The 16,837-nt window shown below is 34.7% G+C and carries 16 protein-coding genes; 8 read left to right on the forward strand and 8 right to left on the reverse strand.

Features of this window, described 5'->3' with window-relative positions; translation table 11 throughout:
• Positions 1-33: 33 nt before the first annotated feature.
• The 5 genes from GTK57_RS12385 to GTK57_RS12405 form a co-directional block, all read right to left on the reverse strand.
• Positions 34-1,233, reverse strand: a complete 1,200-nt coding sequence (locus tag GTK57_RS12385; RefSeq protein WP_152872860.1) for an MFS transporter — start codon at positions 1,231-1,233, stop codon at positions 34-36.
• A 1-nt stretch (position 1,234) separates the two neighbouring features.
• Positions 1,235-1,669 carry a MarR family winged helix-turn-helix transcriptional regulator gene (locus tag GTK57_RS12390; protein WP_152872861.1) on the reverse strand — a complete coding sequence of 145 codons (435 nt, stop codon included), beginning with the start codon at positions 1,667-1,669 and terminating at the stop codon, positions 1,235-1,237.
• 122 nt (positions 1,670-1,791) lie between these two features.
• Entirely contained in the window at positions 1,792-2,346 is a 555-nt protein-coding gene (locus GTK57_RS12395; protein ID WP_152872862.1) for a thermonuclease family protein, read from the reverse strand.
• Between the two features lie 248 nt (positions 2,347-2,594).
• Positions 2,595-3,080, reverse strand: coding sequence for a GNAT family N-acetyltransferase (locus tag GTK57_RS12400; protein ID WP_152872863.1), 486 nt, complete (start codon positions 3,078-3,080; stop codon positions 2,595-2,597).
• A gap of 111 nt (positions 3,081-3,191) precedes the next feature.
• The gene (locus GTK57_RS12405; protein WP_152872864.1) at positions 3,192-4,565 is read right to left on the reverse strand and encodes an ABC1 kinase family protein; all 1,374 of its coding nucleotides are present in this window, start codon (positions 4,563-4,565) and stop codon (positions 3,192-3,194) included.
• Between the two features lie 236 nt (positions 4,566-4,801).
• Between GTK57_RS12405 and GTK57_RS12410 the strand changes: the two genes are divergently transcribed.
• On the forward strand, positions 4,802-6,151 hold the full coding sequence (locus tag GTK57_RS12410; RefSeq protein ID WP_152872865.1) for a phospholipase effector Tle1 domain-containing protein: 1,350 nt from the start codon (positions 4,802-4,804) through the stop codon (positions 6,149-6,151).
• A gap of 4 nt (positions 6,152-6,155) precedes the next feature.
• Complete coding sequence (locus GTK57_RS12415) at positions 6,156-7,157, forward strand: DUF2931 family protein (RefSeq protein WP_163123870.1); 1,002 nt, start codon at positions 6,156-6,158, stop codon at positions 7,155-7,157.
• A gap of 61 nt (positions 7,158-7,218) precedes the next feature.
• Here GTK57_RS12415 and GTK57_RS12420 read toward each other — a convergent pair whose 3' ends face one another.
• Positions 7,219-7,524, reverse strand: a complete 306-nt coding sequence (locus GTK57_RS12420) for a hypothetical protein (protein ID WP_152874008.1) — start codon at positions 7,522-7,524, stop codon at positions 7,219-7,221.
• A gap of 144 nt (positions 7,525-7,668) precedes the next feature.
• Here GTK57_RS12420 and GTK57_RS12425 point away from each other — a divergent pair, with 144 nt between their 5' ends.
• From GTK57_RS12425 to GTK57_RS12450, 6 genes are all read left to right on the forward strand, one after another.
• A complete protein-coding gene (locus GTK57_RS12425) occupies positions 7,669-8,064 on the forward strand; it encodes a lysozyme inhibitor LprI family protein (RefSeq protein ID WP_152874009.1) in 396 nt (131 codons plus the stop codon).
• Positions 8,065-8,155: 91 nt separating this feature from the next.
• Positions 8,156-9,166 carry a 50S ribosomal protein L3 N(5)-glutamine methyltransferase gene (gene prmB, locus GTK57_RS12430; RefSeq protein ID WP_163123873.1) on the forward strand — a complete coding sequence of 337 codons (1,011 nt, stop codon included), beginning with the start codon at positions 8,156-8,158 and terminating at the stop codon, positions 9,164-9,166.
• Between the two features lie 13 nt (positions 9,167-9,179).
• A complete protein-coding gene (gene aroC, locus GTK57_RS12435) occupies positions 9,180-10,265 on the forward strand; it encodes a chorismate synthase (RefSeq protein WP_152874010.1) in 1,086 nt (361 codons plus the stop codon).
• 374 nt (positions 10,266-10,639) lie between these two features.
• Positions 10,640-13,411 (forward strand): type VI secretion system Vgr family protein, encoded by a 2,772-nt coding sequence (locus GTK57_RS12440; protein WP_152874011.1) that lies wholly within the window; start codon positions 10,640-10,642, stop codon positions 13,409-13,411.
• Positions 13,412-13,432: 21 nt separating this feature from the next.
• Positions 13,433-15,586 carry a muramidase family protein gene (locus GTK57_RS12445; protein WP_152874012.1) on the forward strand — a complete coding sequence of 718 codons (2,154 nt, stop codon included), beginning with the start codon at positions 13,433-13,435 and terminating at the stop codon, positions 15,584-15,586.
• 12 nt (positions 15,587-15,598) lie between these two features.
• Positions 15,599-16,126, forward strand: a complete 528-nt coding sequence (locus tag GTK57_RS12450) for a hypothetical protein (protein WP_152874013.1) — start codon at positions 15,599-15,601, stop codon at positions 16,124-16,126.
• A 305-nt stretch (positions 16,127-16,431) separates the two neighbouring features.
• Here the strand turns inward: GTK57_RS12450 and GTK57_RS12455 are convergent, their stop codons facing one another.
• Both GTK57_RS12455 and cydX read right to left on the reverse strand, forming a co-directional pair.
• Positions 16,432-16,731, reverse strand: coding sequence for a cyd operon YbgE family protein (locus GTK57_RS12455; RefSeq protein WP_152873078.1), 300 nt, complete (start codon positions 16,729-16,731; stop codon positions 16,432-16,434).
• Between the two features lie 3 nt (positions 16,732-16,734).
• Positions 16,735-16,836, reverse strand: a complete 102-nt coding sequence (gene cydX / locus GTK57_RS12460) for a cytochrome bd-I oxidase subunit CydX (RefSeq protein WP_152873080.1) — start codon at positions 16,834-16,836, stop codon at positions 16,735-16,737.
• Between the last annotated feature and the right edge of the window lies 1 nt (position 16,837).

Consider the following 16,837-nt stretch of genomic DNA (forward strand, 5'->3'; position numbering starts at 1 on the left):
AGAGGTCTATTGACCTCTTTTTAGTTTATAAATTTAAGCTTTTCTTGTTTTTGCTGAAGCTTTTCCGTGTAAAAGGTAATACACCGCAATACAAGTAAAGACTGCAAAACTGCTATACAAATAAAGTTCTGCAAAGCTGATTGAATTCAGTGCGATCCCTAAGAAATATGGTCCAAAACCTAAGCCTGCATCTAAGAAAATAAAGAAGGTAGATGTGGCAAATCCCATGCGTTCTACAGAAGTACTTTTTACAGCGACTGTTTGGCAAACAGATTGAATATTACCGTAACCTAAACCAAGTAAAGCAGCACTGAGTAATAACATCCAAGATTCATGGCTAAAGCTGAGTAGAATAAGTCCGACAGCCATAATAATAAAAGCAGGATACATGATGATGTTTTCACCTTTACGATCCATCAATGGACCTGTAAATGGGCGAGAAGCCATAATAGCAATGGCGTACATCAGAAAAAATAAAGAGGCAGCTTCAACCAAATTTACTTCTTTTGCATAAAAGCTGATAAATGATAAAACACCTGAATAACAAATAGATGCTAAAAACATAATCATAGCAATAGGTAAGGCTTTAATTTCAATAAATTGAGATAACCAACTTTCTTTTTTATAAGATTTAACAGAAACAGCTTTATTCGATGTGATATGCGTAGGAATATTAATGCCAAGTGCCACAATTAAGCATGTGAAAGCAATTACACTTGAAATGGCAAAAATTGCTTCATAACCAATATGTAGCATCATCCAAATTGCTAAAAATGGACCAATTGCAGTACCTAAAGTACTACTTAAACTGTAATAACCAATACCTTCACCACGCCGTGTTGCAGGAATAATTTGCGCAATAATGGTTCCCAACACGGTAGATGCTACGCCCATCATAAAGCCATGCATAAAGCGAACAAGCAAAAGCATGCCTAAATCAAATTTTATAAAATACAGCCCAGAAAACAGTAGAAATCCTGTTAAACCTGAAAGTAATGTAAGTTTTTGACCAAATCGTGCGAGAAACTTACCCACTAAAAAACGCCCAATGAGCGTACCAATAATGAATAGACCTGAAACTAAACCTGCTTGTGCTGTAGATGCGCCAAGTTCAGCAACGGAATAGCCAACAATCACAATCACCAAAAGATAAAAGATCAGTACCAATTGAAAGTTAATTGCGCTGACTAATATGAAATTTTTAGTCCATAAAGGTTGTTTTAAATCGCTCATATTAAAGACCTTGTTTTGAGCGAATAAGTTTGTCGCTTAACTGATTTAATAAATTTTTGGCAACTACAATGTCATCTTGAGCAAAATCTTGTAATAGTTCAGATTCAAAATCATCAATAAGTGCAGAGCAGGTTTTAAACAATATTTTACCATTTGGGCTAAGTACGAATTTTTTTTGACGTTTGTCTTCAGTCGGAATTTGTTCTAATAATTCTAAATCGATTAAAGCATTCATACGCTTTGCAATAGAGGGCTTTGAAACATTCAAATAGTCTGCAATTTCAATAGATGTGCAGCCACCTTTTTGATGAATCACGTATAAAGCCTGCCAAAATGAACTATTCAGTTGATGAGGTAAAAGTAGATTATTAATTTCATCATTCATTAAACGTGCCGTTTGTAATAGTGATGCACGGAATTTTGGAAGTGAATTCATTTTGGTTAGCTTGGTTAACTAAATTAAGCTAAATTTACGCTTAAATAAGATAATAATCAAGAGATATGCAGATGGTTGCTATCTGTATATTTCATAAAAATAAATAATTTTAATATAAATCGTTACTTATGCTGTTTACGATAAACACTTGGGCGAACAGGCTTTGAGCTTTTCCATAAACCTTTCTTTTGTTTTTGCGCTTGATTTTGCAATGCCATCCAATGCTGACGTTTATTGGCATTTTTAATGTATTCTTCATACACCCAAGCTGCGCCACGTTTCACCAATTCTTCATTTACATTACGTGTTCTACGATAGACCACCGCAACACAGCGACCATAACGATCAACATCGGTAATATTCACACGAATTAATCTACGATAAACTAATTTTTTAACTAGTTTTTGGCTTTCATCACCATATTCTTGATTGGATTCTGGTGCATCAATATAAGCAAAACGAATTTTGGTTTTAGAGCGTCTTAAATTCAGTCGATAGCAGGTGAGTGTATCGCCATCGCTGACCGCAGTGACTCTGCACCAATAGGTTTTTCCCTTTTTAAATGGTTTAAAGAAATCGACTGTAAAATTATAAATTTTTCGAAAAATAAAAATACATAAGATACCCACGATTACACCAATCGTAAGTAACCAACCTGCTGAGAGATTTGAAAGCATAAAGGCAAAAATCCGCCTTATTACAATGAATAAGTACGGTCATCATAAAAAAGAGTTGAATTCTAATTGAAATAAAAAAAACGAGCGTTTTATAATTAAGCAGATGAATTAAAATGTAATTAATAAACTAATTTTTGAGCAATTTTAAGGGTTAAAGTGCGTTTAAATGATGGGGAATCGTCTTGTATGATTCGATTATTCATCCATATACAAACAAAGAATGAAAGCATATGGATGATGGTAAGAGCTTAGAGTTGTTTTTTCATCCAAATTTCACAGGCATGACTATGACCTGTATTTCCTTTGGGTTCTGTTAAATGCTCAAAACCTAATTTTTCATACAATTTTACCGCTTGCCAAAGCTCTTTTGTTGTTTCTAAATAGCACGATTTGAAACCTTGCTTTTGAGTAAATTCGAAAGCATTTTCCAGAATTTTTTTAGCAAAGCCCAAACCACGAACTTCAGCTAAAAAATACATTTTTTGAATTTCTAAGATGGTTTCATCACCTTTTAAAGGTGAAACACCACCACCACCAAAAATTTGACCTTGTTCATTTTCTACAACCCAATATTGCGAATTTTCTTGTGAATATACGCTATATAAGTCATCTAAAATTGGGTCGGCAACAGCAAAACCTGCTTCAGGAGCTAAACCAAATTCTTTGGAAACTTCACGAATAATTTGTGCAAGTTGAGCGTTATCTTTAATTTGAATAGGACGTAGAGTGTACATAAAGGAAATAGACTTAAATGTTTATAGACACGGGATTTTTATATCATTTTATAAAATAAAAATCCCATAAATTTGCTACTTTAAAATAATGAGAATGTTTGAGTTTAAAACTTAAATGTATTTGGCAACCATTGCGCGAACATTGGTTTTTGCTTCAATGACGGTCATAAAGGTATATGCACCAATAAATTTACGGCTAATAAACATAAATTCTTTAGGTGGAACGCTGAAATAACGTGAAGCCATAGACTTAGATGCACGTTGCATTACACGGCTATGCAACATACTTTTCTTCCAATCGTAACGGTAATTTTCATCCATTACGCCTTCAGGTAAGTTGTCATTATTTTCAGGGCTGCTAAAAGCTTCCGTCGCCAATAAAAAAACTTTCGCCATATCAGGTTTAATGCTTTGCGGAATTGAATCGAAGAATTCATAACCTGTCATTGCATTCACCATCTCTAATGGATCGTGATGATAACCTGCTTGAATGAGGCTTTTAGCGACAGAAAGTAAGTGTTCATCGAATTGACGAATTGCACCAAAATCTAAAAGAACAATTTTATCTTCAATATCTATACCGTTTCCTAAACGAACAAGATAATTACCAAAGTTCGGATCGGTTTGCATTTCACCCCATTCGAAGATTTCACGAACAGCAATTTCAAGTGATGCTTCACCTAATTTATTACGACGATCTTGTGGTAAAGACAGCATGACAGGGCTATTGATTGGAACACCACGTTCAAATGTCATGCATAACACTTGGTTGGTAGAATAATCATCTATAATTTCTGGAACGCGATAACGCTTATCATCCTTTAGGCGTTCGCCAAATCTACGCGTTGTTTCTGCTTCAATGTCGTAACTTACTTCGCGATGCATCATTTCACGAACTTCATCGAACCATTGGTCGAATTCGCGTGTTTGCGGCACAATTCGAGTAAGTTTAAGCATGTTTTTAAATAGATTCATGTCAGAATCTATAGCATCGGCAACACCAGGATATTGAACTTTTAGTACCAGTTCTAAACCATCGGACTTACGGATTGCACGGTGAACTTGGGCAAGTGAAGCTGTGCCAATGGGTTCTTGATCAATCGTAAGATCATTTAATTTTGCGCCAAGCTGAGCTTGAAGTTGTTCTTGAATTGCAGGCCATGCAAGGGCAACGGTTTGGTTGTTTAATGTATTTAGAGCTTGAGTCACTTCTTCTGGTAGAAAATGCTCACCATATAAAGCCATCATTTGTCCAATTTTAACAATTGAACCTTTTAATTTTCCAATTTCAGCAACCAAATAATCAGCTTGTTCTTTGGTTGCTTTTTTACGTTTTTTTTCTTTTTCTTCTTCACTTGAAAAAATAGATGTCGCATTTGAAGCAGCCCAACGAGTACCAGCAAGTAAGGACGCTTTAGCTATGGATAAGCGTCGATCCATAGAAGAGGTTTTAAGATTTTTGAGCTTATCGTGCTGATCCGACATGTAAATTAAACCTTTAATAAGCAATTTGCAGTTTGGTTAGATTGTACTAAATTTTACAAGGACTTCACGTATTAAAAAAGTTTAAGTCCTTAAAAAGAGTCAATAGTTTAGGTTTTTATAAAATAGCCTAAGCAATTATGGTATTAAAAAGCGGGGATTACTTTCATTCCTAAATCATATGTTGTAAATTGTGACGAATATCACAAAAATAAATATGCCTTCAAAGGAATATAAGTTTGATTACGAATGAAAAGAAGCCTGGTGAGCAAGTTTTAGCAACCAGTAAAACAACTATCCCTGGTGGAACTTATACAGTAGCAACACTTGAAAAATTAACCGTTCATGTGTTTTTTGATGGTACGGGGAATAATAGATTCAACACAGCATCGCACCGAGTAAATAATAATAACTCACCCAAAGGTAGTGTGAGTTATGAAAATTATTATTCAAATGTTGCATTGCTCTTTATGGCAATGCAAGAGTTCAACGACGTAAAAAAAATATATATTCAAGGCTCTGGGACAGAGAAAGAAAAAAAAGATGATAGTTTCGGGTTAGGTCTCGCTCGTTCATCTACAGGTCGTATTGCTAGAGTTGAAGAAGCTATAAATAGTTTAAATAAGCTTGTAGGAAGAATAGATAAGAGTAAAGTTGTTCTAAATGTTTATGGCTTTAGTCGAGGAGCAGCTTGGGCGAGACACTTTTGTTGGCTTCTAAAAAACTTTTCATTTAAGAATTGGAGTAAATGCAAAATTAATTTTGTGGGTATTTTTGATACAGTTTCGTCTGACACATTAGAGCATTATAATGATGTAAAAGAATTGGGGCTTGATATTGGTAAACCACAAGGTATTAATTATCTTGCACATCTTACGGCACAAAATGATTATAGAGAGCATTTTCCACTCACGCCTATACATGGTGCAATAAAGGATGGTATAGGTTTTGAATGTAGCCTACCTGGAGCACATTCAGATATTGGAGGAGGATATTCTGAAACCACTGATGAAATAAACAGATTTTTAGGGTTTAAAGAAAAACAACTAAATATTGGAAATTTAAGTCCAATAAGAAATGAATATATTGATTATGATTGGTTTATCAATAAGGGGTATTATTTACCTAAACAAATTATTGAGAAAACAAGAAGCTATTTAGATATCAATGGTAAATATGTACCTAAAATGGCGTTATATGCCAATAGAACCATTAAGTTCCATTATCAGCTTATTCCTTGCAATATTATGTATGAAATTGCCAAAAGAAAAGCGAATTATGTGCTTAAAGACAAATCTGATTATCTAGATAACTTAAAAAAAATGAAAAATATAAGTCTTTTAAAGAAGTTTCATGATGGTGCTTTAAATTATGTATTGGCTAATTATACAAAAAATACAGGTGGTCATAAAGTTCCATTTTTAGCAGAAGCGGAAATGAAAAAAATATTTAATGAATATATTCATAGCTCACTAACTTATAATGCTATAGATAATAAAGGGATAGTATTAAATAAAACTAAAAATGCAGATAGTACTTTGAATTACTCAAAGCCAACTAGACCAAAAGTTACGAAAGGATTTCGATAATTAGATGAAAAAATATTATGTAGTTTTACCTTTGTTATTTTTAGTCATAATTTATGGTTTTGGAAAAGATTTAATGAAAACTCAAACATATGGTGTTTATATTGGTTATCCAACAGGATATATTTCTGAATTTAACAATGCACATTCAGTGTTGCTAAATGAAAAAAATGAAATTATTACCCATTTTGGGGGGCGTAATGCTACTGCAGGTCAGTTAGGGCATGGTGTACAAAATTCATCGAATGAATTAACAGAAATTCCATCCAAAATAGAAGTGATGTGGTTTTCATTTACGGAAAATCAGTTTTGGCGAGGTGAGTTTGAATTACCAAAGGATGAGCTTACTCGCTTATTAAATAAAGAAAAACTTTTGGATTTATTCTCAACTCGCCAAGGAGTTATGCACGATAAATATGATGAGATTATTGTAAATGTAGCACCACAAGGAGAAGTTTATGTTTATGTAGGGGGCTTTGCAGTAAAGCATATTGGAACCTACCAAGCCAAAGCTGTTAATTATGACTGGGAGCAACATGCAAAGGACACATGGTGGTTAACTCAAGATGTCATAGAGCCACGTGATGAATACGTCAAAATGGCGGATGATGATGTTGAATTAATAAATAATTTAAAAAATATTTATAATGAAGATTATTTCCGACCAGTTTCTTGGTCACTTTCGATGAAAGGCGATGAAGAATTGCTAGCTTATGTGACAGATACCTTAAACGGTGAAAATACGCATGTATTAAAAAATCCTACTCAAGAAATGATAAAGTCATTACCAAAAGAAATAGCTTTCGATTATGTACACGATAAAAAGGTGAAAAGACTAAATATAATATTTAACAAGCCTTATAAATTTTTTAAAGAATATCTTGACTTTAGGTCAAAATTTAAAATCGTAGTTGAAATTATTGATGAAGACTATACAGCGGTATATTTTCAACAAGGTGAAAAAATAATTGAATTTGAGGATATTCGTGTTCAAGAGTATGAGCGTTAAGTGTATTTACGAGGGCTGTTTATGTTATAAGTAAATAGCCTAAGCAAGTTGATCATTTATTTTACATCCGATATTTCATTTTAATTTCAGCTTTTGTTTGTAGTTCAGTTTTATGTTCAATAATAAATTGATGAATCATGGTTTTTACGTTGTCATTCATAAAACCTAGTGCATAACCTTTCACAATAATGATGCTCGGGAAATTAAAAAAGAGATATTTTGCATCTTCAAAAGATGGTTCAGGATAAATATTTAACTCGGCTAAAGTGAGTTGAAAGAACTCTTTTTCAACCAACACAGAAGGGGTTTGGGTATCATTCCAATAATTTAAACGCATTGCCATTAAGTTATTGTGTTTATAGCTCATAGAAATAAAAAACTTTGAAGTAGGTTTATGTATATAGGGTTTCTTGAAAAAGATTCAATGATATTTTTGAAAGCGCGCTGAAAAAGTGTTATATACAGTTTTAATAATTAATTGAAATTATTGGTTTAATTTTTTGGGGGTCATATGAAGTTGCTGAAAGTTTTGTTGATAATTACAGCTGGCGGATATGCCATGAATACCTATTCAATGGGGTATTCACAAGATTATGTGGAATGTATGAGATCTTCAAATAATCAAGCAAATACAACTTCAGTTTGCCAAATTAAAGAGTATAAATATCAAAATAAACGCCTTAAAAAACTCTTTAAAAAGAATATGTCATTTTCAAATCCACAAGAAAAAGTAGATTTAAACCGTATTCAAATGCAATGGGCATCGCAACGTGAGTTATCTTGTGGTTTGAAAAATAAAAAAATCAAAGCATTAAGCCCTGCAAGTATAGGATGCGCCTTACAAATCACAAGTTCACGTGCAGATATGCTGGAAGTTCAAGTGGCGAATAAAAACTTAAGAAGATAATTTTGGAAAATCGGTTATCAAAATATTAAAAAACTGTGAAAACAGGGTATCATAAGGCGTTTAAAAAATATGACTTTGGAGACGCCTTAAAGTGGATCGACCGACTATTAGCCCTGAACACATTCAGGAAGCCGCTGAAAATTTAACAACCATTCGTGATTTTATCCGTTTTGGTGTTACAGCATTACGTCAACACGATGCGCACTTAGGGCAAGGTACAGAAGATTATGTTGCTGAAAGTTCAGCATTGGTATTGCAAACCTTGTCTTTGGACTGGAGCGCAAATCCAGAAATCCTAGATTCAAAATTATTGCCAAGCGAGAAAGCAGAAGTTTTGAGTTTGCTTGAACGTCGTATTAACGAACGTATGCCAACATCTTATTTGTTGAATTTAGCGTACTTCGATGGCAAACCGTATTATGTTGATGAACGAGTGCTTATTCCACGTTCACCAATTGCAGAACTTATTCAAAATCGTTTTGCACCTTATTGTTTAGATGAAAATCATCAGCCTCGTGAAGGCGTGAATAATCTACCTGAAAATACAAATGCTAAAATGCCACGCCGTATTTTAGATATGTGCACAGGTTCGGGCTGTATCGCAATTGCTTTAGCATATGCATTCCCTGAAGCAGAAGTTGATGCAACAGATTTATCTAAAGATGCTTTAGAAGTGGCACAAATTAACTGTGAACATCACAATCAACAGTTCAATGTTGCATTGCTTGAATCTGATTTGTTTGCAAAAATTCCTGCTGAAAATCAATACGATTTGATCGTGTCTAATCCGCCATATGTAGATGCAGAAGACATGGCAGATTTACCAGATGAATTCCATCATGAGCCTGAAATGGCACTTGCTGCAGGTCAAGACGGCTTAGATTTGGTTCGTAAAATGTTAGCGCAAGCAGCAGACTACTTAACTGAAGATGGCTTAATTGTTATTGAAGTGGGTAACTCTGAATGGGCAATGAAGCAAAATTTCAATACAGTTGATTTCTACTGGTTACAGTTCCAAAAAGGCGGTTCAGGCATTTTTGCATTAACAGCAGCACAATGTCGTGAGTATCGCGAATTATTTATTCAATCTATCAATTCATAAGGAGTCGTGAAGCATGGCAGGTAATAGTATAGGGCAACTGTTCCGTGTAACGACTTGTGGTGAATCTCATGGCGTTGGTTTGATGGCCATTGTCGATGGGGTTCCACCAGGAATTGAACTTTCTGAAGCAGATTTGCAAAAAGATTTAGACCGCCGTAAGCCGGGCACATCTAAATTTGCAACGCAGCGTAAAGAACCCGATGAAGTAAAAATTATTTCGGGTGTATTTGAAGGTAAAACAACAGGTACATCGATTGGTTTGCTGATTCGCAATACAGATCAAAAATCGAAAGATTATGGCAATATTGCACAAACGTTCCGTCCGGGTCATGCAGATTATACGTATACACAGAAGTATGGTTTCCGTGATTACCGTGGTGGTGGTCGCTCAAGCGCACGTGAAACAGCAATGCGTGTAGCAGCTGGTGCAATTGCTAAGAAATTCTTGTTTGAGAAATTCGGCATTGAAATTCGTGGTCATGTCACTCAAATTGGCACAGAAAAAACAGAAAAACTCGATTGGAATGAAGTTCCGAACAATCCATTTTTCTGTGGTGATGCTGATGCAGTTCCTCGTTTTGAAGCGCTTGTTACTTCATTGCGTGAACAAGGTACAAGCTGTGGTGCGAAACTTGAAATTGTTGCAACACAAGTTCCTGTAGGTTGGGGTGAACCTGTATTTGATCGTTTAGATGCAGATATCGCGCATGCCATGATGTCAATTAATGCTGTGAAAGGCGTTGAAATTGGTGATGGTTTTGCTGTTGCAGAACAATTTGGTCATGAAACACGAGATGAACTTACTACAGATGGTTTCTTGGCAAATCATGCAGGTGGTATTTTAGGTGGTATTTCAAGTGGTCAAGACATTCGTGTTGCGATTGCTCTAAAACCAACAGCATCTATTACTACACCAGGTAAAACCATTACGATTGATCGTGAAAATGCAGATGTATTGACTAAGGGTCGTCATGATCCTTGTGTTGGTGTTCGTGCTACACCAATTGCGGAAGCCATGCTTGCAATTGTATTAATGGATCATTTCATGCGTCATCGTGCACAAAATGCCGATGTGGTTGCACCATTTGAACCGATTTAAATTAATTTGAATTGAAAACCAGACCTAGTGTCTGGTTTTTTTTGATGTATATGATCATTTTATTGAGATTTATAATTTAATTAGTGATGAGAAGTTAAAAAAATTTTCTAATTAATATAGGAATATTACATAAAATTATGAATTATATATTGTACTTTTATAGGCATAATATATTTTTAAAATTGTTATACCGTTGTAATTTAGATATTTAGAAAAAATAATTGGCATTTTTTGAGGTTGTAAATGATATCTAAATGAATTTAATAAAGAGGAGGTTGAATGCTAAAAATAATTGAAATGTGATGTAAGTCACACATGTGGGCACTACATGTTAAAATTCAATACAATATTGGATAAGAATAACCCATATAACAATGACCCATCAAATCACAATTAAAGGCGAAGCTTTGCCTGTAAGTATGTTTGGCACCCCATATTTTTGGTTCGACTCTTTAACGGGCGTAGAAAAACTAAATGAACTCTTTGAATACCAACTGATAGTAAAAATACGAGATGAATACGGTAATCCTGCCCACGGATATATGGGATTAGAAGGCTATATTTCACCAGAACAAGCAAAAAACAGTGGCACACCCGCATCAGACTTAAACCTGCAAAGTTTAATAGGTACAGAACTTACGATCTGTATGCGCCTAGATGGCTTAAAACTCGATATCTCCCAACTGAGCCAAATTAACAACTTCAACCAAGACCACACCTACCAAAACAGTATCAATGGGGCAAGATACTTTAGAGGTATGGTGAATAAAGTCGAAGTACTTCCAGTCCGCAACCGCCATGCCTGCTATAAAATCACCCTCGTACCATGGCTGTGGCTCCTGACAAAAACCACGAACTACCGTATTTACCAAGATGAATCAGTCACCACGATTCTTGAAGACATATTACAAAAATATCCATACCCCGTTGAATACCGCATTAGTGGCAACTTCATAGGACTTGACTACCAAGTCCAATATGGAGAGAGCGACTTTGACTTCATTAGCCGACTCATGCAAGAACACGGAATAAACTACCACTTCGAACACAGCCACAACGAACTCACCCTCGTGATTTCCGACCACAACTCCTCCTTTAAACCCATGCAAGCCGAAGGCTACCAACAGCTAGACATTTACCCACCGAACCAACGCTTTCCCAATAAAGCCGAATACATCGAGTTTTTTGAACCTGCCCAACAACTGGTGAGTGGCAAAGTCTACTTAGGCGACTACCAATTCAAAACCCCACAACTCAAACAAATTGCAGAAGAACAATTTATGTGGGAACACCTGCATGCAGAAAACGAAATATACGAATGGAACCAAGGGGACTATTTCGATGCCAAAGAAGGCGGACAAGACAAAGCACGACAATACATAGAACGCGTTTATCAACACGGCTATAGAGCCCAAGGCAAAGGACACCTCAAAGGTCTACAAACAGGCTTCAAGTTTGAGCTGAATAACCATCCCAACAGCCAATCGAATGGCGGCTGGATTGTACTAGGAACCCAAACCACCATCCAAGATATTAGCCAAGAACAAAACAGCAACCAATACTACGACTCCCAAGTCGAATTTATAGTACAACCCGATGAACAAGTACTCCGCCCAGAACGCAGTATTAACAAACCCATAGGCAGAGCACAAACTGCAATTGTTGTTGGACCAGAAGGCGAAGAAATTTATACCGATAAATATGGACGAGTAAGAGTTAAGTTCCACTGGGACAGAACAGACAAAGATGACAGACACAACCCCTACAACAACAGCAAACCCGAAAAATATGACAAAACCAATACCTGTTGGTTACGCGTATCCACAGCATGGGCAGGCAACAACTACGGAACAATACACTTACCACGAATAGGACATGAAGTGGTTATTGACTTCTTTAATGGCGACCCAGACATGCCCTTTGTAATAGGACGCTTAACCAACCCAGACAACATGCCAGTATGGAACTTACCGTCACAACAAGCACTTAGCGGAATTAAGTCCAAAGAATTTAAAGGTAATCAGTCGAATCAATTGGTGATGGACGACACGCCAGGAAACTTACAACTTCACTTGAAGAGTGATCATCAATCGAGTGAACTTAACTTAGGACACATTACCCGCATCCCCGATTCAAGCGGAAGAAAGGACTTCCGAGGAGAAGGCTTTGAGTTAAGAACAGATGGGCATGGCGTGGTACGGGCAGGTGATGGACTGGTTTTAACGACTTATGAACAAGAAAAGACAAAAGATCATGTTAAGTTCTTAGAAGAAACAGTGAATCAACTTGCACAAGCGGTAGAGCAACAAAAGCGTCAAATTGAAGCATTAATTAAGAGTAAAACAGAAACTCGCCCTTTATCGAGTACAGCACATCCAGAATTAGATAAACAAGAAAAGCAAATTAAAGGGGCTAAAAAGTTAGAAGAGTTGGAAAAGCCACATATTGTGACGAGTACACCTGCGGGTATGGCATTTTTAGCCAAAGATGATATTCATATTAATTCGAATGAAAATATTGCCTTAACCAGTGGTAAAGATGTGTCTATGGCAATAGATGAGCGTTTGTCTGTAAGTGCGAATGATGGGATTCAAATGCATGCAATGGATGGTGGTATACGTACTTTTGCTTCCAATGATGATATTGATATTCATGCACACAAGGGAAATATTGGAATATTCTCTTTAGGCGATATTCAGATTGTTTCTACAGAAAATAAAATACAGATTATTAGCTCAAAGGAAATTAGTTTTAATGCGGGTGGTACCGAGTTTGTGTTGAATCAAGAAGGTATATTTGGTAAAACCGAAGGTGTTTTTGAGGTTAAGGCGGCTAATCATGTATTTGAAAATAAAGCTAAAGTACCGTATCAGTTACCTGAACTTCCTAAAGCTACGTTATTTAGTAATAAGGTAGATTTGTATGAATTATTGTGGAATATGGATTTCAGTAAATATAAATATAAAGTCATCAATGAGGATAATAATTGTTTTGGTACAGGACAATTGGATGAACATGGTAGAACACAGAAGATAATAACGCCAGAGTCAGCTAATATGAAAATTTTGATAGGTACAGATGATGAATGGGGGATTGATATGGAAGGGTATGATGTAGAAGATTTTATTGACGATAATATATCATAAATAATAACTTAGAGAATAAAGATGACAAAAAAATCATTAGTGACAATTCAAATTGTAGATATGCTGAGTAATCCTATCTCCGATGCACAGTATCAGATAAAAAATCAAAAAACTGGGCAATTAATCGCGAGTGGAAATACGAATAAGGCAGGAAAAATAGTAGAAATTAGTCGAGATATTGGTACTACGCTAGATGTATATTTAAAAAGTATGTTTAAAGATGAGATGGTAAAAATTCAAAGTTTTACTATGTCTAAAGAACGAATGGTTGTGAAATTTAGAAGCCCAAAAATATTATTGGATATAAAGACATTAGAAAATAAAGGTGCTAATGGAAGCTATAAACGAAAAACGTATACTGTAAAAAAAGGAGATGCATTATCGGAAATAGCAACAAAAAATAATACAACAGTTAGGGCTTTAGCAAACTTGAATAATATAAAGAATCCAAATGCTATAAGTATTGGACAAGTTATTAGGCTACCAGTTCAAATACAAGCAACAGGTAATAAAACATACAAAGATAAACCTAAAGCGATAGAAAGTAAAAAAAGTGAAAAGCCTTCAACAGCAACTAAGCCAAAAAAAACAAATAATGATGATGGATTTTTAGAACAAGCAAAGAAAAAACTCGAACAAGTTTATGAAGACTTAAAACAAAAAGTAGATGTAGTAGTAAGTGAGCAACAAAAAATTTTAACCACTGAAGATCGAAGTGAACAATCGACCTCGCCTAAAACGGATGTTAAAAATTTATGTAAAAGTAATGCTCAATGTATTACAAGTGGTAAGGGAGAGTTAATACGTGAAATAAATATTCGTTTAGCTGGTTTTGGCGGGGCGCTACCGAGTGATGAATTTACGGAATTAACAGAAAAATGTATTAAACAGTTCCAACGAGATTATATGGGGGTGGAAGAAACAGGTAAAATATGCGGTTCATTATTGGTTGCATTAGACAAATTCTATTATGACTATCCAGTCAGTTCTTTGATGAAGAATATTGCATGCCCATGTGGAAAATGCAAAGGCTATGGGAATAACACAAGAAATGTAAGCATTAAGGGAAGAATTGCAAATGAGTATCCAGGAATGCATAGATCTGTAATATGGATTCTGAAAGCATTGAATTTTTATTTAAAAACAGAGTTTAGTGCGAAAAATATGGAAGTAGCATATATAGAGTCAGGCTACAGGTGTATTGAACGTAATGAACAAACAGATAGACCAACAGTAAATCATATGGGAATGGCATTAGATATTCATATTAATAAGAATGGAGTTAGAACTATAGCTCATGATGATATGGAATATGTTCGTAAAAATGTAATGGCAAAAAAGATGAATGCTACAGAAGTAAGAACTGATAAAAATACAATTCATATGGAACCAAGAATTTTTAAAGATGGTAAATCAGGAGCGACTAACTGGGTGCATTATGATGTATATATGTGGGATTCAAAATATAAGAGTGATGATTTATTTCAAATAGGTGTTGAAAAACTAAATGGTAAGAAACTAGCGGATATTGCTAAAGAACAGAAAATTGAAAAAATATTAAGTTGTGGTGGGGTTATCCTAGGATCCACTAAAGATAATAAATCAATAAATGATTTGTTAGTAGAATTAGGTGATGCAATTTCTAGTGGTGAAGGAACTTATGAAGCTTGGAATTCTGGTGCTCCTGAAGGGAAAAGAGTGAAGTATGGTAAAATGAATGATGTTCCTGGTACCATTACAGCTAAGACAATCAATCAATTAGATAAAGCCTCAAAAGAATATACATGGGAAGATAATAGACGTAGATTTGCAACAGGAAAGTATCAGACAATTCCAGCTACATTAATGGAAGCTAAGAAAAGTATGGGATTGAGTGGTAATGAATTATATGATGCTGAAATGCAAGAAAGAGTTTTTCGAGAATACTTGGCACGAAAACAAAAAAATATGAAACTATTTCTTGATAGCAATAGTGTGAGTGTTGATGAAGCAATGGTGGGTGCAGCGCGAGAGTGGGCTTCAATCGCTTTACCTAAAGGTTATAAGAATAAATTTGGTGTAATTTCTGATGGTACTATTGGTTATCATCAATCAGCTACAAATAAAGCTAGTATGAGTTCTACCAAAAAGGTCAGAGCTATATTGGAAAAGATAAAGCAAATCCATGAACAATAGCGGATGAATAATATGTTAAAAAAAACTTTTTATATAATAATTTTCTTTGTGCTTAATGGGTGTTCAAATGCCAAAGATATACCCATAAGCTTAAATAAGAATCAGGACAATATTGTAGCCTCGCAGGTTGTAAAATGTACTTTTGATGGATTAAAAAATACAGATTTTTGTGATGATGAAAAACTTAAAATTTATCAAAATAAAATTAATAAAGGATTGAATTTTGACAAGGACAAGGTTTTAATTGTAATTAATAAAAATACTACTTTATATAATGGTGTGCCAAGAAGTTTAAATTTTATTGTTGTTTATGATCCAGAAGGCGAAAGAATATATCCTTTTTATCAGGTTGTAGGGAATTTTGTTAATAATAGGTTGGAAGAAGATTTAAGTGATCCAGCATTAATAAAATATTCAAAAGACAGTAATAAGGTATGTTTAAGTGGTACATTATTTTATGAAGGTGATAATGATATAAATGTAGAAGACCAATGTTATATTTTCTCTAAAAAACAGCCTGATTTTTTTAAAAAAATATAATGATTGGATTGTTATTTGAGGTGTAAAACTATTTTTAATGATAGCTTACTTTGAAATTTGCTAAGTTAAATATTTTTTAAATGACTTTATTTATATGAATATAATGGTTAGGTAATGGAATAATAAAACTAAAAATAGAGGAAAAAAAGATTGCTGTTGGAAAAAATGAGTATGTAAGAATAGATGAAAATTTCAATTTGGAGTATAAAGATTTTACAGGTGTGCATAAAGAAAAACTTTAATTAAGCTTATTAAAATTTGTAAAAAAGAGCGCATAAAGCGCTCTTTTTATTGGTGAGGAAGGCTTAAGCCAAGAACCAAGTGTAGTAACCCCATAGCATTAAAGGCCATGAAAGAAAAGGGCTAAAAAGCCATTTCCAGAACCAAAATATTGGTGTGAAACCTACACCATGAATAAAACCACCAGAAATACCAATCATAATAAACATCATGGCGCGATGGCTATATTCACCGTTGGCATCCAACATTGCTGCTGGATGCACCAATAAAACTGCCGCAAGTGGCAATGCCAACAAAAATGAAATGACCATCACAAATTTGTTAGGTTTTTTTTCTTCAGTTGTTGCCACTGTCACTTCAGTCATGTCTTATTCCTCATCTAAATCTTGATTGTGTTCAATGTAAAGGGCACTTAAAACACCTGCAAAACATGCCATCAAAACACCGAGAATCCAAGCAAAATACCACATA

Origin of the sequence: Acinetobacter portensis, assembly GCF_010646905.1 — a bacterium.
Classification (GTDB): Bacteria; Pseudomonadota; Gammaproteobacteria; order Pseudomonadales; family Moraxellaceae; genus Acinetobacter; species Acinetobacter portensis.